18 protein-coding genes and 1 pseudogene are annotated in these 16372 nt (G+C 68.3%); 8 read left to right on the forward strand and 11 right to left on the reverse strand.

The window, feature by feature from the left end; translation table 11 throughout:
- Window positions 1–109: 109 nt before the first annotated feature.
- From bchY to IFT71_RS16470, 8 genes are all read left to right on the forward strand, one after another.
- Window positions 110–1510 carry a chlorophyllide a reductase subunit Y gene (gene bchY, locus IFT71_RS16435; protein WP_192142419.1) on the forward strand — a complete coding sequence of 467 codons (1401 nt, stop codon included), beginning with the start codon at window positions 110–112 and terminating at the stop codon, window positions 1508–1510.
- Entirely contained in the window at window positions 1507–2952 is a 1446-nt protein-coding gene (gene bchZ / locus IFT71_RS16440; RefSeq protein ID WP_192142221.1) for a chlorophyllide a reductase subunit Z, read from the forward strand. The genes bchY and bchZ overlap by 4 nt, the downstream gene beginning before the upstream one ends.
- Before the next feature lie 136 nt (window positions 2953–3088).
- Window positions 3089–3253 (forward strand): light-harvesting antenna LH1, beta subunit, encoded by a 165-nt coding sequence (pufB, locus tag IFT71_RS16445; protein ID WP_081874172.1) that lies wholly within the window; start codon window positions 3089–3091, stop codon window positions 3251–3253.
- A gap of 41 nt (window positions 3254–3294) precedes the next feature.
- Entirely contained in the window at window positions 3295–3465 is a 171-nt protein-coding gene (gene pufA / locus IFT71_RS16450; protein WP_081874173.1) for a light-harvesting antenna LH1, alpha subunit, read from the forward strand.
- 153 nt (window positions 3466–3618) lie between these two features.
- Window positions 3619–4443, forward strand: coding sequence for a photosynthetic reaction center subunit L (gene pufL / locus IFT71_RS16455; RefSeq protein WP_031439813.1), 825 nt, complete (start codon window positions 3619–3621; stop codon window positions 4441–4443).
- 13 nt (window positions 4444–4456) lie between these two features.
- Window positions 4457–5431 carry a photosynthetic reaction center subunit M gene (pufM, locus tag IFT71_RS16460; protein WP_031439814.1) on the forward strand — a complete coding sequence of 325 codons (975 nt, stop codon included), beginning with the start codon at window positions 4457–4459 and terminating at the stop codon, window positions 5429–5431.
- Window positions 5428–6546 (forward strand): photosynthetic reaction center cytochrome PufC, encoded by a 1119-nt coding sequence (pufC, locus tag IFT71_RS16465; protein ID WP_244655004.1) that lies wholly within the window; start codon window positions 5428–5430, stop codon window positions 6544–6546. Before pufM ends, pufC begins: the two co-directional genes overlap by 4 nt.
- 58 nt (window positions 6547–6604) lie before the next feature.
- Entirely contained in the window at window positions 6605–7915 is a 1311-nt protein-coding gene (locus IFT71_RS16470; protein ID WP_192142223.1) for a DUF3422 domain-containing protein, read from the forward strand.
- A gap of 57 nt (window positions 7916–7972) precedes the next feature.
- Here IFT71_RS16470 and hemA read toward each other — a convergent pair whose 3' ends face one another.
- From hemA to bchL, 11 genes and pseudogenes are all read right to left on the reverse strand, one after another.
- Window positions 7973–9193: a 5-aminolevulinate synthase gene (gene hemA / locus IFT71_RS16475; protein WP_192142225.1), complete on the reverse strand. Its 1221-nt coding sequence runs from the start codon at window positions 9191–9193 to the stop codon at window positions 7973–7975.
- Window positions 9183–9989 (reverse strand): putative photosynthetic complex assembly protein PuhE, encoded by an 807-nt coding sequence (gene puhE / locus IFT71_RS16480; RefSeq protein ID WP_342212681.1) that lies wholly within the window; start codon window positions 9987–9989, stop codon window positions 9183–9185. Before puhE ends, hemA begins: the two co-directional genes overlap by 11 nt.
- A complete protein-coding gene (gene acsF / locus IFT71_RS16485; protein ID WP_192142227.1) occupies window positions 9983–11116 on the reverse strand; it encodes a magnesium-protoporphyrin IX monomethyl ester (oxidative) cyclase in 1134 nt (377 codons plus the stop codon). The genes puhE and acsF overlap by 7 nt, the downstream gene beginning before the upstream one ends.
- A complete protein-coding gene (locus tag IFT71_RS16490; protein WP_031439820.1) occupies window positions 11113–11409 on the reverse strand; it encodes a hypothetical protein in 297 nt (98 codons plus the stop codon). The genes acsF and IFT71_RS16490 overlap by 4 nt, the downstream gene beginning before the upstream one ends.
- Entirely contained in the window at window positions 11406–11888 is a 483-nt protein-coding gene (puhC, locus tag IFT71_RS16495) for a photosynthetic complex assembly protein PuhC (RefSeq protein ID WP_192142229.1), read from the reverse strand. Before puhC ends, IFT71_RS16490 begins: the two co-directional genes overlap by 4 nt.
- Complete coding sequence (gene puhB, locus IFT71_RS21755; RefSeq protein WP_192142232.1) at window positions 11885–12541, reverse strand: photosynthetic complex putative assembly protein PuhB; 657 nt, start codon at window positions 12539–12541, stop codon at window positions 11885–11887. The genes puhC and puhB overlap by 4 nt, the downstream gene beginning before the upstream one ends.
- A complete protein-coding gene (puhA, locus tag IFT71_RS16505; RefSeq protein WP_192142234.1) occupies window positions 12538–13305 on the reverse strand; it encodes a photosynthetic reaction center subunit H in 768 nt (255 codons plus the stop codon). The genes puhB and puhA overlap by 4 nt, the downstream gene beginning before the upstream one ends.
- A 10-nt stretch (window positions 13306–13315) precedes the next feature.
- Window positions 13316–14776 carry a BCD family MFS transporter gene (locus tag IFT71_RS16510; protein ID WP_192142235.1) on the reverse strand — a complete coding sequence of 487 codons (1461 nt, stop codon included), beginning with the start codon at window positions 14774–14776 and terminating at the stop codon, window positions 13316–13318.
- On the reverse strand, window positions 14773–15093 hold the full coding sequence (locus tag IFT71_RS21890) for a hypothetical protein (RefSeq protein ID WP_342212685.1): 321 nt from the start codon (window positions 15091–15093) through the stop codon (window positions 14773–14775). Before IFT71_RS21890 ends, IFT71_RS16510 begins: the two co-directional genes overlap by 4 nt.
- Window positions 15067–15210: pseudogene (locus tag IFT71_RS21895) on the reverse strand (magnesium protoporphyrin IX methyltransferase); the annotation flags it as partial. The pseudogene IFT71_RS21895 and the gene IFT71_RS21890, both read right to left, overlap by 27 nt.
- Window positions 15211–15465: 255 nt before the next feature.
- Complete coding sequence (bchL, locus tag IFT71_RS16520) at window positions 15466–16368, reverse strand: ferredoxin:protochlorophyllide reductase (ATP-dependent) iron-sulfur ATP-binding protein (protein ID WP_031439826.1); 903 nt, start codon at window positions 16366–16368, stop codon at window positions 15466–15468.
- Between the last annotated feature and the right edge of the window lie 4 nt (window positions 16369–16372).

Consider the following 16372-nt stretch of genomic DNA (forward strand, 5'->3'; position numbering starts at 1 on the left):
TCTGAACCGCGCGGGGCGCGGTTCACCCGCCACTCCTGAAGGGGAGGGGCTAAGCTGTTCGAGCGCCGGCACCCTCCGCGAAGCAGCTCAACTCGCGGGAAAGTCCGACATCCTAGCCCGCTACGATGCCGACTACCCCAAAGGCCCGCACGACCAGCCGCAATCGATGTGCCCCGCCTTCGGATCGCTCCGCGTGGGGCTTCGCATGCGCCGCACCGCGACCGTCCTCTCGGGCTCCGCCTGCTGCGTCTACGGCCTGACCTTCACCTCGCATTTCTACGGTGCGAAACGCAGCGTCGGCTATGTGCCCTTCTCGTCCGAGACGCTGGTAACGGGCAAATTGTTCGAGGACATCCGCGACGCGGTCCACCAGCTCGCCGATCCGGCTTTGTACGACACGATCATCGTGACCAATCTGTGCGTGCCGACCGCGAGCGGAGTGCCGCTGCAACTGCTACCCGACCAGATCAACGGCGTCCGCATCATCGGCATCGACGTTCCCGGTTTCGGCGTGCCGACGCATGCCGAGGCGAAGGACGTGCTGGCGGGCGCGATGCTCGCCTATGCACGCAAGGAGGCCGAGAGCGGCCCCGTCGCCGCGCCCAAGCAACGACCGGACCGGCCGAGCGTGACTCTCCTTGGCGAGATGTTCCCGGCTGACCCGCCAGGAATCGGGCTGTTGCTCGAACCGTTGGGCCTTGCGGCCGGCCCGGTCGTTCCGACCCGCGAATGGCGCGAGCTTTATGCGGCGCTCGACTGCGCGGTGGTGGCGGCGATCCACCCCTTCTACACCGCCAGCGTGCGCGAATTCGAGGCAGCCGGGCGCACGGTCGTCGGGTCGGCCCCGGTCGGCGCGGACGGCACCGCGGCGTGGCTCGACGCGATCGGCGCGGCATGCGGGATCGCGCAGGACAGGGTCGATGCGGCGAAGAACCGTGTCCTCCCGGCGATCCGCGGCGCGCTTGCGGCACGGCCGATCAAGGGGCGGATCACCGTGTCGGGCTATGAAGGCTCCGAACTGCTCGTCGCGCGGCTGCTGATCGAGAGCGGTGCGGACGTGCCCTATGTCGGCACCGCCTGCCCGCGCACGCCCTGGTCGGAACCCGATCGCGACTGGCTGGTGAGCCGCGGCGTGCAGGTCCAGTATCGCGCGAGCCTCGAACAGGATCTCGCCGCGGTCGACGCGTTCGGCCCCGATCTCGCGATCGGCACCACGCCGGTGGTCCAGCACGCCAAGCAGAAGGCGATCCCGGCGCTGTATTTCACCAACCTCATCTCGGCGCGGCCGCTGATGGGGCCGGCGGGGGCGGGGAGCCTTGCGCTGGTCGTCAACGCGGCGCTTGCCAACCAGGCGCGGTTCGACCGGATGACCGCGTTCTTCGACGGTGTCGGCACGGGCGTGACCGCAGGTGTGTGGGAAGACACCCCGGTCGACCGGCCCGAGTTCAAGGCGAAATACGCCGCCAAACGCATCGCTGCGGCGAAGGCCGAAGAAAGCGTCGGGGTATGACCCTGATCCTCGATCACGACCGCGCGGGCGGTTACTGGGGGGCGGTCTATGCCTTCACCGCGATCAAGGGATTGCAGGTGATCATCGACGGGCCGGTGGGGTGCGAGAATCTCCCGGTCACCTCGGTGCTCCATTATACCGACGCGCTGCCGCCGCACGAACTGCCGATCGTCGTCACGGGCCTTGGCGAACAGGAGCTCGGGCGCGATGGCACCGAAGGCGCGATGAAGCGTGCCTGGGCGACGCTCGACCCGGACCTGCCCGCGGTGGTGGTGACAGGGTCGATCGCCGAGATGATCGGCGGCGGCGTCACGCCCGAGGGCACCAACATCCCGCGCTTCCTGCCGCGCACGATCGACGAGGATCAATGGCAGTCGGGCGACCGCGCGTTGACCTGGCTGTGGACGCAGTTCGGCCCGAAGAAAGTGCCCGCGCCGCGTCCGCTCAAAGACGGCGAGCGCCCCAGGGTCAACATCATCGGGCCGATGTACGGCAGCTTCAACATGCCCTCCGATCTCGCCGAGATCCGCCGCCTGATCGAGGGGATCGGCGCGACTGTGGGCATGGTCTTCCCGCTCGGCAGCCATCTCGCCGATGTCCGCAAGCTCGCCGACGCACAGGTCAATGTCTGCCTGTACCGCGAGTTCGGACGCGGGCTGTGCGAGATGCTCGAGCGCCCGTATCTGCAGGCGCCGATCGGGCTGGAGAGCACGACGCTGTTCCTCCGCAAACTCGGCGAGTTGCTCGGGCTCGATCCCGAGCCGTTCATCGCGCGCGAGAAGCACACGACGATCAAGCCGCTCTGGGATCTCTGGCGCTCGGTCACGCAGGATTTCTTCGGCACCGCGAGCTTCGGCATCGTCGCGACCGAAACCTATGCGCGGGGTATTCGCAACTTCCTCGAAACCGACATGGGACTGCCGTGCCATTTCGCGTTCGCGCGCTCGGCGGGGGGCAAGCCCGACAATCAGGCGGTGATCGACGCGATCCGCACGAATCCGCCGCTGATCGTGTTCGGCAGCTTCAACGAGCGGATGTACATGGCCGAGGCCGGCGCGCGGGGCGTCTATATCCCGGCGAGCTTCCCCGGCGCGGTGATCCGCCGGCACACCGGTACGCCGTTCATGGGCTATGCCGGCGCGACCTATCTGATCCAGGAAGTGTGCAACGCGCTGTTCGACGCGCTTTTCCACATCCTTCCGCTCGCGGGGCAGCTCGATCAGGTCGAGGCGACGCCGGCGCGGATCGAGCGCGACGTGGCCTGGGACGACGATGCCAAGGCCGCGCTCGACGCGGTGATCGAGCGCGAACCGGTGCTGGTGCGGATCTCCGCCGCCAAGCGCATCCGCGACGCGGCCGAACGCGGCGCGCGCCGCGCGGGCGAAGCGTCGATCGGCACGGACCGCCTCGCGCACGCAATCACCGAAAGCCGCGGGCGATGACCCCGGCACTGCCTTTCCCGTCCGGCCCGACCGGTGCCGATGCGGGTGACCCCTTCCTCGCGGGCATCCGGTCCGCCTGGATCCAGGGAGCGCGATTCACGCTCCCCTTCTCCTCGGGAACAACGGAGACGTCATCATGAGCGACCTGAGAGACAAGGACGAGAGGATGGGGCTTGGCACCTACCTCACGCCCGAAGAGGCCAAGGAATTTCACAAGCTGTTCATCACCAGCTTCCTGATCTTCACCGTCGTCGCGGTCATCGCGCATTTCCTGGTGTGGAACTGGCGCCCCTGGTTTTGAGCCGCACGCCCTAATCGCAAACCAATGAGAGGAACCACGTCATGTGGAGAATCTGGCTGATCTTCGATCCGCGGCGTTCGCTCGTCGCTCTGTTCACGTTCCTGCTGGTGCTGGCATTGCTGATCCACTTCATCCTGCTCAGTACCGATCGCTTCAACTGGCTCGATGGCCCGCACAAAGCGCCCGCCGTCACCGCGCCCGCGGGCAGTTGATGCGACGATCGGCGGTTGCGGAGGACGGGGCAAACCGAACCCGTCCTCCCATACCCCCTGGCTCCACCGCAGTCCCGACCCCGGCCGATCGGCACGGGGTGATGGGACGGCGTGACGGGATGCCGTGACGAAACGGGGAAACGGAGACGTGCCATGGCGCTGTTGAGCTTCGAGCGAAAATACCGGGTGCGCGGCGGGACGCTGCTTGGCGGCGACCTGTTCGACTTCTGGGTCGGGCCCTTTTACGTGGGCTTCTTCGGCGTCACGACCGCGATCTCCGCGCTGCTCGGCACGTTGCTGATCTTCTACGCCGCCTCGCTCGGGCCGAGCTGGAATCCCTGGCTGATCAGCATCGCGCCGCCCGACATCGCCTATGGCCTGGGGCTGGCGCCGTTGCGAGAGGGCGGGTTCTGGCAGGTCATCACGATCTGCGCGATCGTGGCCTTCGTGTCCTGGGCACTGCGCGAGGTCGAGATCTGCAACAAGCTCGGCATGGGCTATCACGTGCCCTTTGCCTATGGCTTTGCGATCTTCGCCTACGTCTCGCTGGTCGTCGTCCGACCGTGGCTGCTCGGCGCATGGGGCTTCGGCTTTCCGTACGGGATCTTCAGCCATCTCGATTGGGTGTCGAACACCGGCTACCAATATCTCCATTTCCACTACAATCCCGCGCACATGCTCGCGGTGAGCTTCTTCTTCACGACCGGGGGCGCGCTGGCGTTCCACGGCGCGCTCGTGCTGTCCGCGGTCAACCCGGCGGAGGGCGAGCCGGTCAAGTCGCCGGAATATGAGGACGCGTTCTTCCGCGACACGATCGGTTATTCAATCGGGACGCTCGGCATCCACCGGCTGGGCCTGTTCCTTGCGCTGTCAGCGGGGTTCTGGAGCGCGATCTGCATCATCATCTCGGGGCCGCTCTGGACGCGCGGCTGGCCCGAATGGTGGACGTGGTGGCTCAACCTGCCGATCTGGTCCTGAAGGGGGTATGGCGATGGCGCGCTATCAGAACATGTTCACCCAGGTGCAGCTGCGCGGTCCGCTCGAGGCGGGACCGCGGCTTCCCCCGGGCAGCTTCCCGCGGGTCGGCACGGGGACCTATAATTACTGGATGGGCAAGCTCGGTGCGGCCCAGATCGGTCCGATCTATCTCGGCAGGCTGGGCCTCGCCTCGCTGATCTGTGCGTTCCTGTCGTTCGAGATCATTGGGCTGAACATGGCCGCCAGCGTCAACTGGGACCCGGTCCAGTTCGCGCGCCAGCTGCCTTGGCTCGCGCTCGAGCCGCCCGGTCCGCAATGGGGGTTCAAGCTGCTGATGCCGCTTGCCGAAGGCGGCTGGTGGCAGATGGCCGGCTTCTTCATGAGCGCGTCGCTGATCCTGTGGTTCGTGCGGACGTACCTACGCGCGCGTGCGCTCGGCATGGGGACGCATGTCGCCTGGGCGTTCGCGGCGGGGATCCTGCTGATCCTGACACTCGGCTTCATCCGGCCGATGCTGATGGGCAGCTGGGCGGAGGCGGTGCCATTCGGCATCTTCCCGCATCTCGATTGGACCGCTGCTTTCTCGATCCGCTACGGCAATCTGTTCTACAACCCGTTCCACTGCCTCTCGATCGCGTTCCTCTATGGCTCGACGATGCTGTTCGCGATGCACGGCGCGACGGTGCTGGCGATCGGCCGCTATGGCGGCGAACGCGAGATCGAGCAGATCACCGACCGCGGCACCGCGTTCGAGCGCGGCGCGCTGTTCTGGCGGTGGACGATGGGGTTCAACGCAACCGCCGAGTCGATCCATCGCTGGGCCTGGTGGTTCGCGGTGCTGACCCCGCTGACGGGCGCGATCGGGATCCTGCTGACCGGGACCGTGGTCGACAACTGGTATCTCTGGGCGGTGCTGCACGGTTATGCGCCGGGCTATCCGGACACCGGCGTCGTCGATCCCGCCTTGCTCCCGGGAGGTGTACGATGACCGCATTACCCACCAAGACGCCCACCAAGGCGCCCACCAAGACAATGGTACTCGGCGTGGCGCTCGTCCTGCTCGGGGGGTGCGAGATCGGCCCCAAGACAGCCACGCAGACGGGCTATCGCGGCGCCGGACTGAACCAGATCATCAACCCCAAGCTGATCGCGGCGGCCAGTGCGATACCCGAAGCGCCCTATCCGTTGCCGCCCGAGGGCGGTCCCACGGCGGGCGAGAGCTATGAGAATGTGAAGGTGCTCGCCGGGCTGGGCCGCGAACGGTTCGATCATCTGATGGCCGAGATGACCCAGTGGGTCGCGCCGCCCGAACAGGGGTGCAATTACTGCCACAACCCGGAAAACATGGCGTCGGACGAGAAATACACCAAGATCGTCGCGCGCCGGATGCTGCAGATGACTCAGGCGATCAACGGTCGCTGGGCGAGCCATGTCAAGCAGACTGGGGTGACCTGTTACACCTGCCATCGCGGCAATGCGGTGCCCGCGTATAAATGGGCGATCGCCGAGGGGACGCCCGAGCCCAGCAAGGTGCTGGGCAACCGGCATGGCCAGAACGCGCCGAACCCGAATGTCGGCTATGCGTCGCTGCCCTATGATCCGTTTGCCGAATATCTCGGCGGACGGGCGCAGATCCGGGTCGCCAGCAGCAGCGCGTTCCCGAACGCCAACCACATCGTCTCGATCAAGGCGGCGGAGAAATCCTATGGGCTGATGATGCATGTCAGCGGCGCGCTGGGGGTCAATTGCACCTATTGCCACAACAGCCAGTCGTTCCGCTCCTGGAACCTCAGCAGCGCGCAGCGGGGCACGGCCTATTACGGTATCCGCATGGTCCGCGACATCAACCAGACCTACATCACACCGCTGCAACCGATCTTCCCGGCCAATCGCAAGGGGCCACATGGCGATCCCTACAAGGTCAACTGCACCACCTGTCACCAGGGCATCAACAAGCCGCTGGGCGGGGTGAGCATGATCGACCAGGCGCCGATCCTGCGGGGCGCGTCGATCGCCCGCGCGGTGCCCGAGGGTGGACCGGGCGCCGGCGTCGCGGTGCCGGCCGCCTTTTCCCGGCCGGCGGCGATGACGGACGCAAAGTGATGCGGTCCGCGCCGCCGGGGGCGCGGATCCCACCGCTATCGGCCGGGCGGGCCTGACGATGCACAATCACCCGCTGCGCGCCGCGCTGGCCGAGGAAATGCATCTTCGGCGACTGCCGCGCTTCGCCGCGCCGTGCCGGCTGGTGCAGATCGTGACCGTGCTCGAGGAGGCTGCAGCGGACGCGGCCCGCGCGCATATCGCGACGCTGGCCGAGCAGAGCCGCGAGATCGTCCCCGTGGCGGGAAAATACGGCGTGCTGGGCCTGGGGCCGGTGACGCTGGTGTGGGAGCGCCATACCGAATTCGCGACCTATACGCTGTTGCGCGGTGGTGCGGGCGAAGCCGAGGCTGGGGCAGAAGCCGGGGCGGGGGCCGCCGCCGGCACGCCGTCGCGATACGCGCCGTCGCTGTTCGATCCCGGCCCGTTCGAGCCCGCGCTGTCGGCCATATTCAAGGACCTGCCCGGTGCGATCATCCGGGCGACGCAGATCGCGCTGGTGCCGCGCGCGGCGGGCGATCCGACACCCGACGATCTCGAACGCTGGTTCTCATCCGAAGCGACGATCCTGTGCGATGTCGCGGACGGCGCAGGGCGGATCGTGTCGGATTTCCGGCTCAACCCCGACGGCTATGGCCGGCTGCTCGTGCTCGACCGGGGCCTTGAGCGTGACGAACCGGCGCAGCTCGTCATGCGCCTTCAGGAACTGGGCAATTACCGGAACATGGCGCTGCTAGGCCTGCCGCTGGCGCAGCGCCTGACGCCGAGCGTCTCGGACCTGGAATCGCGTCTGGCGCATCTGACCCAGGCGGTCTCCGAACGGACATCCGAAGACGACCGGCTGCTCGACGAGCTGACCTACCTGTCCGCACGGCTCGCCCGCCTCGTCGCCGAGACGCGCTACCGGATGAGCGCGACGCGCGCCTATGCGCAGTTGAGCACCGACCGTCTCGCCAGCCTGCGGATCGGCGGGGTGCGCGGCTATCAGACACTGGGCGACTTTACCGAGCGGCGGCTGGTGCCTGCGGTCCGGACCTGCGATTCCTTCTCGGCCCGGCTCGAGGATCTGTCGCAGCGCGCGGCCTGGACGAGCGAGTTGCTGCGGACGCGGATCGACATCGCGCTCAGCAAGCAGAATCGCGACCTCCTCTTGTCGATGGACCGTCGCGCGACGGTGCAGCTGCGGCTGCAGCAGACGGTCGAGGGCCTCTCCGTCGTTGCGATCAGCTATTATCTGGTGTCGCTCATCGGCTATCTGCTGACCGCCATTCCGGGCGTCCATCATGACGTCGCCACGGCGGCGGCGGTACCGGTGGTGATCGCGCTTGTCGCGCTGGGGCGCTGGCGGATGCACAAACACCTGGCGGCGTGACGCCCGGCGGCGCCGGTCCAGAGCCGTCGGCGCCCCTTAGACGCCGACGGCACCCGGTCAGGCCGCCATCGCCCGCCGCGCCAGCGCGCATTGCGACCATATCTCGCTGAGCGCGGTCACCAGCGTGTCGATATCGGCATCGCTATGCACCGGCGACGGTGTCAGCCTGAGCCGTTCCGTGCCGACGGGGACGGTCGGATAATTGATCGGCTGGACATAGATGCCGTGATGTTCGAGCAGCCAGTCGCTGATCCGTTTGCACTTGTGCGCATCGCCGACCATCACCGGGATGATGTGGCTTGGATTGTCGACCGTGGGAATGCCGGCCGCATCGAGCCTGCGGCGGACGGTCGCGACGCGATCGCGGTGCCGCGCACGCTCGACCTGGCTCACCTTGAGGTGGCGGATGCTCGCCGTCGCGCCCGCGGCGAGCGCGGGGGGGAGGGCGGTGGTGAAGATGAAGCCGCTAGCGAAGCTGCGGACGAAATCGCACAGCGCCGCCGACGCCGCGATATAGCCGCCCATCACGCCAAAGGCCTTGCCGAGCGTGCCCTCGATCACCGTGACGCGGTCCATCAGCCCCTCGCGCTCGGCTATGCCGCCGCCGCGCGGACCATAGAGGCCGACGCCGTGGACTTCGTCGAGATAGGACAATGCGCCATGCGCCTCGCAGACGTCGAGCAGCTCGGCGATCGGCGCGATGTCGCCGTCCATCGAATAGACGCTTTCAAAGGCGACGATCTTGGGCCGCGACGGATCGAGTTGCGACAGCCGGCGATCGAGATCCGCAGGGTCGTTGTGCGTGAAGACCTGCACCTCGGCGCGGCTGTGCCGGATGCCCTCGATCATCGACGCATGGTTGAGTGCGTCGGACAGGATGACACAGCCGGGCAGCCGCGCGCCGAGAGTACCCAGTGCCGCCCAGTTCGAGACATAGCCCGAGGTGAAGAGCAACGCCGCCTCCTTGGCGTGGAGATCCGCCAGTTCGGCCTCGAGCAGCACATGACTGTGGGTCGTCCCCGAGATGTTGCGCGTCCCGCCCGCGCCCGCCCCGCACCGGTCGATCGTCGCATGCATCGCCTCAAGCACCGCGGGATGCTGGCCCATGCCGAGATAATCGTTCGAGCACCACACCGTCACCGGTCGCCGGGTCCGGCGGATGACCTGTTCGGCGGCGGGAAAGGCACCGGCGGTCCGCTCGAGCTCGGCAAACACCCGGTAGCGCCCATCGTCGCGGAGCGCCGCGAGTTCACCTTCGAAAAATGCCTCATAGTCCATGCGATCGTCCCCGTCCGTCGGTGATGGCGGCCTGTGCCGCTCGTGTGGAGGAAGCGGCCCAGCGCCAGAGGCGCGCATCGCGCATCGGCAGGACCAGAAACAGATGCTCGACGAGCCCGAGAACCGCCAGCCCCGCGAGCAGCGTACCCGCGGCCGCAGCGCCGCTGCCGGTGGGGGCGGCCTCCGCCACCGTCCATGCCCAGGCGGCGGTTGCGCCACTGGCCAGGATCGAGACCGGGAACAGCGCGTTCAGCCGGCGCTTGCGAAAATAGCTTTTGAGATAAGCCAGATGCGCGGGAAACACCTCGTCGCTGAGATTGGGCACGCCCAAGTAGAGGTTGAACTTGGCCGACAGCCGCAACACGAACAGCAGCAGGAAGGTGAGCGGCGCGGCCTGGTTCGGCCCGCCCCAGCTGACCGCGAAGAGCAGGATCGCGGTCGCGGCGATCGCGAGCTCGTGATGGATCACGGTGGCGGTCGCGGCGCGGAAGCGGGGCCAGCCGGTCGCGTCGGGGGGACATTCCGTCCGGCGCGGGCCCGCGACCGCCCCCATGAGAAAGCTCATTTCGTGCCACCCCCAGATCAGGATCGCCGCGGCGAACCCGGTATAGGCGGCGCCGGCGCTCGCATCGTCGGCGATCGACCCGACCAGCGCGACCGCGGCGATCGCGACCAGCCCGGCCAGCGTCAGGCTGGTGCGGAAGGTCGCCGCCGGACGGCTGTCGAGCCAGACCACGGCGGCGGTCCCGATAAACCACATCAGCAGCGCGAAAAGCAGCGGGGGGATGCTCACCACGCCGGGACCAGCCGCACCGTCGCGGGCGCGGTGTTGCGCTTGACCGGCGTGAGGTACAGCCAGGCAAAGCTGACGGCGGCGGCGGCGGTCAGGCCGAGGCGCTGGATCCCCCCGAGCATCCCGCCGCGCGCCTTGGCCGCGTCGATCGCCCCCGCGATCCGCCGCATCCGCTCAAGCCCGGCGCGAAAGCGCGGGCTGTCGGTGTCGAGCACGACCGGGAACACCTGCCGCGTGATCGCCGAACAGATTGAAAAGACGCGCATGTCATAGTCGGTCGGGTCGATCCCCAGCGCCTTGTGGAAGGCGGGCCGGTTGTGGTCGCGCACGTACATCGTCGCATAGACCGCGACGAGGAAGAAGCGGATCCACCATTGGTTGACCCCGCGCAGCAGCTTCGGGTCGGTGCGCATCAGGATCGCAAAGGCATCGCCGTGGCGGAACTCGTCATTGCACCAAAGTTCGAACCAGTCGAAGATCGGGTGGAAGCGCAGCTCGGGATGTTGGGCGAGGTGCCGGTAGATGGTGATGTAGCGCGCATAGCCGATCTTCTCGCTGAGATAGGTCGCGTAGAAGATGAATTTCGGCCGGAAATGGGTGTATTTCTTCGTCCGCGTGAGGAAGCCGAGATCGACGCCGATGCCTGCATCCTTGAGCGTGTCGTTGATGAAGCCGGCATGGCGGCTCTCGTCGCGGCTCATCAACTTGAACAGCTGTTTGACGTCGGGGTTGGTCACGCGCTTGGCGATCTCGGCATAGAGGATGCAGCCGGAGAACTCGGCGGTCAGCGAACTGACGAGGAAATCGGTGAATTCCTCGCGCAGGCCGTCGGGGAGGCTTTCGATCACGCCGTCGAATGCGGCGGTGCGCTTGAAATGCAGGCGGTTGGGATCGCTCGCCATCTCGCCGATCAGCGCATCCCATTCGCCGCGCACCGCCGAGACGTCGATCCGGTCCATCGCCGCGAAATTGGTGGTGTAGAAGCGGGGTGACAGGACGGTGTCGGCGCGGGCGATCGCGAGTGTATCGGGCAGGGGGGTGTCGGGCAGGGGGGTATCGGGCAGGGGCGGGGGCGACGCGGCGAGAGGGGCGGCGAGTGGCGCGGGGGCGAGGGTGGTGATCCTGTTCATGCTATCGTCCGATCCGAAAAGCTGACCTCGTATAATTCCGTCATCGCGAAATGGCCGGCGAACTGCGTCCAGAGCCGCCCGGCCAGACCCGCGCGTTCGACCGTCGCGATCCGGTCGACGACGCAGCGCTCGCCGAAACCGACCCGGATCGGTGCGCCGTGCACCCGGACCCGGTCGCCGGGCCCGATCGCGACATCGCCCGCCAGCACGACATGCGCGCAGAGGAACGCGTCGCTATGTTCGATCTCGACGCGGCAGGGCGTGTCGAACCGGGTGGACCGCAGCAGCGTCATGTCCCGGGCGCCTGTGCGGGGAGCAGCGCGGCAAAGGTCGCGCGGTTGGTCGGGCCGAAGGCGCTGAGCTCGATCGTCCGGCCCGTCGCGGTGTCGGTCAGCGACAATTCGCCGTCACGCCAGAGCGTCAGCGTGAAGGGCGGGCGGTTGTCGATTCCGCGCGCGCGCCGGTCGCGCGCCAACCCGCGCATCACGCCGCGGACGAATCCCGTCTTCTGCCCCGCCGCGATGACCGCCACGGTCCCGCCGCGCGCATTGCCGATCACCACCGACCCATCGGCGCGGTCGACGAAGCGCAGCTCGCGCGACGCGAGGGGCGTGATCTTCGCCTGTTCGCGCATCAGGACGGGCGAGGCCGCCGGGGCGATGTTCGCGATCCGGACGATGCTCGTCGCCGCGAGCGTGAAGGCCAGCAACGCGCCGGCGCCGATGAGCGTGGTGCGCGGGACGAGGTCCGGATGGCGATGCGTGCCACTCATGCCGCCTGCGCCTTGGCGAAGACGCTGTCGACGGGCGCATGCTGCGCAGGATCGGATGCCGCCAACTGCCCTGTCGGGTGCACCGTCAGGCAGGTCCGGGCGATCAGCGCGGCGACGGTCGCCGCCTCGGGCACGGCGCGGAGCATCGGCCGGGGCGTGACGACCCGCCAGGGCCGGGCGTGCGGCCACAAGGCGAGATAGCCGAGCTTGTAGCGGCCGGTGACCGTCAGCGGCATGTCACCCGTCCCGTCGGCGCGCTCCGCGAGATCGACCGCGCCGATCAGCGTCAGCGGCAGGTTGATGCATTTGGGCAGCGCCATGCCGATCCGCAGCACCACGCGGCGGGTGGTCAGCGTATAGAGCGTCGTCCGCGCCGCGCCCCAGGCGAGCAGGTGGAGCAGCGCGACCCCCAGCACCCCCACGATCGCGGTCATCGCCGCTCCGACGAGGTCCCGCGGACCGTCGATCCCCTGCCGTCCGGCCTCCGCGAGCGCCCACAGCGTCAGCACCGCGAAATAGGCCGCGACCAGCCGCGTGTGGAAGGCGGTGCGCGCGAGCACCCGCCAGTCGGGTGATCCCTGCCACAGGATCCGCTCACCCGGCGGTGGCACCCCGGGAAGGCCGGGGATCGGTTCGACGTCATGCTCGGTCACAGCAGCGGCTCCTGACGTGCGGGCGTGGCATAGAGATAGCCGCCGCCGAAATAGGCCTGGACCCGTTCCTCCTCGTAGAGCGTGATCCGGTCGGCGGCCTCGATCGGCGGCACGTCGGCGAACTGGCTGGCGAGCAGCGCGTCGATGACGACGCGGCGGCGGCGGCGATCGACCTTGGCCATCATCATCGGCGCGAGCACCGCGCGGTCGCCGACCGACACCTGCATGTAGCGGATCAACCGGTCGGCGCGGTCGATCCACAGATCGTCGATCGTCCCCGCAACCACGCCATCCGCGCCCAGCATCGGCCATCCCAGCAGGTCGGGATCGCCGACCGCGACCGCATAGTCCGACGCCACGCTGAGCGGGACGATCCGCGGATGCCCCTCCATGTCGAGATCGGGATGCCGCGCGCGCTCGGCCCAGGCGGCGGGACCGATGCCGTCGACGAGCGGGTTGCCGGTCGGTGCATAGGGCGCGCCCGCAAACCGGTCGGTGCGCCTCGCGGCGATGTCGACGGGCTCGCGACCCTGGGTCGGCGCCGTGACGCGGCCGCGACCGAAGGGCAGCAGGAACGACTTGGTCGAGGCGGTGTGCAGCGGGCCACCGACCGTATCGAGCCGGCCGGTCAGTTCGTCCTCGAGGGGATAGCCCTCGCGACGGTCCTCGCGGCGCAGGTAGAAGACGAGCACGAGGAAGAACAAGGCGAACGCCCAGAGGACCAGGAGCGCGACGTCGATGCCGGATGTCAGATGCGGGTTCATGATCGTCCCTTCAGACCGGAAATTCGCTGAGACCGAAACGCGGCACCGGCCGCTCGCCAACCGCATCGACGATCGCGCCCCGACCGCGCACGAGCGGGCCGAGCGCGACGAGCGTGCCGAGCAACAGGAGAATCTCGACGCCGTAGACAGCGGCATAGCCGGTGACCCGGGTCGCCAGCGTCGGGCCATACGCCCCCGCCATCGCTGCTGCCGAGACGAGGTCGCGCAGGACTGCACCGAGTGCGATCGCGACGCCGGCGCTGCTCGCCTGCACCGCGCCCCAGGCCCCCAGCGCGAGCCCGGTGCGTCCGTCGAGCGGCCCCGCGTCGGCGATCGCCATCGCGGCGGTCAGCGTGCCCACCGAGAACAGTCCGCCGCCAAAGCCGATCAGCGCCGCGCCGGTGCCGAGCAACGCGACCGACGACAGCGCGCCGGCGAAGATCACGCACAGGAACGCGGTGACGCCGAGAACGCCGCCAAAGCCCGCCAGCTGATGCGGATCGTCACCCTCGCCGAGCCGTCTGGCGGCGAGTGCGAACCCGCCCAGCATGCCGAGCGCCCAGAGCGCGGTCAGCGCGGTGGTCGCACCGACCGTCATGCCGAGCACCTGCCCGCCATAGGGTTCGAGCAGCACGTCCTGCATGCTGAACGCCGCCGCGCCCAGACCGACCGCGACGAGCAGCCGCAGCGTGCGCGGGCGAGCGATGAAGATCGCCCAGATCGCGCCGAAGTTCGGGCGATCGGGCCGGGGCACGACCGGGCGAGGCCCCCGCGCTTCCTGTTTCCACATCGCGACCAGATTGAGGACGACGGTCAGCACCGCTGCGCCCTGGATCAGCTGGACCAGCTTGGTCGGGGTGAAATCGGCAAGCAGCCGGCCGATCACGATCGCGCTGACCATCATGCCGAGGACCAGCATGACATAGAGCAGCGCAACGACACGCGGCCGCGCATCGTCGGGGGCGAGATCGGTCGCGAGCGCAAGCCCCGCGGTCTGCGTGGTGTGCATCCCCGCGCCGACCATCAGGAAGCCGAGCGCCGCGCCGATCTGTCCGAAGATCGCGGGGCCCGTGCCGCCGCCGGTCATGACCAGCAGCGCGAAGGGCAGGATCGCCAGGCCGCCGAACTGGAGCAGCGTTCCGAACCACAGATAGGGCACGCGCTTCCATCCGAGCAGCGAGGCATGGTGATCCGACCGGAACCCGATCAGCGCGCGCAGCGGCGCGAACAGCAGCGGCAGCGAGACCATCGCCGCGACGAGGCTGGTCGACATGCCGAGCTCGACGATCATGACCCGGTTGAGCGTGCCCGTCAGCAGCACCGCGGTCATCCCGACCGACAGCTGGAACAGCGACAGCCGCAGCAGGCGGCCGAGCGGCAGATCGTCGGTCGCGGCGTCGGCGAACGGCAGGAACCGGGTGCCGAGCCGCGCCCAGAACGCGCCGGTCTTCAAGGCGACCAGCCGGTTCATGCGGCGACCATCTCCAGCGCGTGGCTGGTGTAGAAACCGCTGGCGACGCGCGCGTCGCGCCCGATCCGCGCATGGCCGACACTCGCGTGCAGCTGCGCGCGCAGGACGCGTTCGCGAACCGGCTCGATCGCCGGCGCACGGTCCCCGCGGGGAAAGAGCGTGCCGATCGCGTGCATCACGACCAGCGGCCGGGTCGACGGCGCGAAGGTGAACAGCATCGAACCGCGCGTGCGTCGGGTCAGCGTCTCCACCAGCTCGACGAGGTCGGTGCTGCGGTAATGGATCAGCGAATCCATCGCGACGACATGATCGAACATGCCGAGCGCAGAGTCGCGCATGTCGCCGACGCGCCAGTCGATCGCGAGCCCGGCCGGCGACCGCTCGCGCGCGACCTCGACAAGGCTGGCGGCGAGATCGATCGCGACGACCGCCGCGCCGTGCCGCCTCGACCGCCAGCGCGCCCGTGCCGCAGCCCGCGTCGAGCAGCCGCAGTCCGGTCATGTCCGCGGGCAGCCAGGACAGCAAGGTCTCGCGCATCCGGTTGCGGCCGGCGCGGACCGTGGCGCGAATGCCGCTGACCGGCGCATCGGACGTCAGTCGCGCCCAGGTTTGCGACGCGGTGCGGTCGAAATAGGTTTCGAGCCGGTTGCGGCGCGCGGCATAGCCGGTGGAGGGAACCAGGCTGGCCATCATTCGAATCCCAGGAATTCGAAGATGTCGCGATCCTTCATCGGCATTGCGTCGAGCGCATCGCAACCCGACCAGAGCAGCGCGGCGAGGCGCTTATATTCGTCGCACGCGGCCGCGACCTCGGGCGTCTGCTCCATTTCGAACAGCGTGCATTTCTTGAGGCGGCTGCGCCGGATCGCATCGAGATCGGGGAAATGCGCGAGACGCTTCAGCCCGGTCGCGGCATTGTAGCGGTCGATCTCGTCGGTCGCGGCGGACCGGTTGGCGATCACGCCCGCCATCCGCACCTCGTAATTCTTTGCCTTGGCCTGGATCGCGGCGGCGATGCGGTTCATCGCGAAGATGCTGTCGAAGTCGTTCGACGCGACCACCACCGCGCGCTCGGCATGCTGCAGCGGGGCGGCGAACCCGCCGCACACGACGTCGCCGAGCACGTCGAACAGCACGACATCGGTCTCCTCGAGCAGATGATGCTGTTTCAGCAGCTTGACGGTCTGGCCGACGACATAGCCGCCGCATCCGGTGCCCGCGGGCGGGCCCCCGGCCTCGACGCACATCACGCCGTTATAGCCTTCGAACATGTAATCCTCGGGGCGGAGTTCCTCGGCGTGGAACTCGACCGTCTCGAGCACGTCGATCACCGTCGGCATGAGCTTCTTGGTCAGCGTGAAGGTGCTGTCGTGCTTGGGATCGCAGCCGATCTGCAGCACGCGCTTGCCCAGCAGCGAAAACGCCGCGGACAGGTTGGACGAGGTCGTCGATTTGCCGATCCCGCCCTTGCCGTAGATCGCGAACACTTTCGCGGAGCCGATCCGGTCGGCGGGGTCGAGCCGGACCTGGACGCTGCCCGCGCCATCGGGGCGGGATGCAACGGGGCGGGTAGGGGGATCGAGCAGGGCCATGATA

This window comes from Sphingomonas sp. CFBP 13733 (assembly GCF_014841795.1).
Classification (GTDB): Bacteria; Pseudomonadota; Alphaproteobacteria; order Sphingomonadales; family Sphingomonadaceae; genus Sphingomonas; species Sphingomonas aerolata.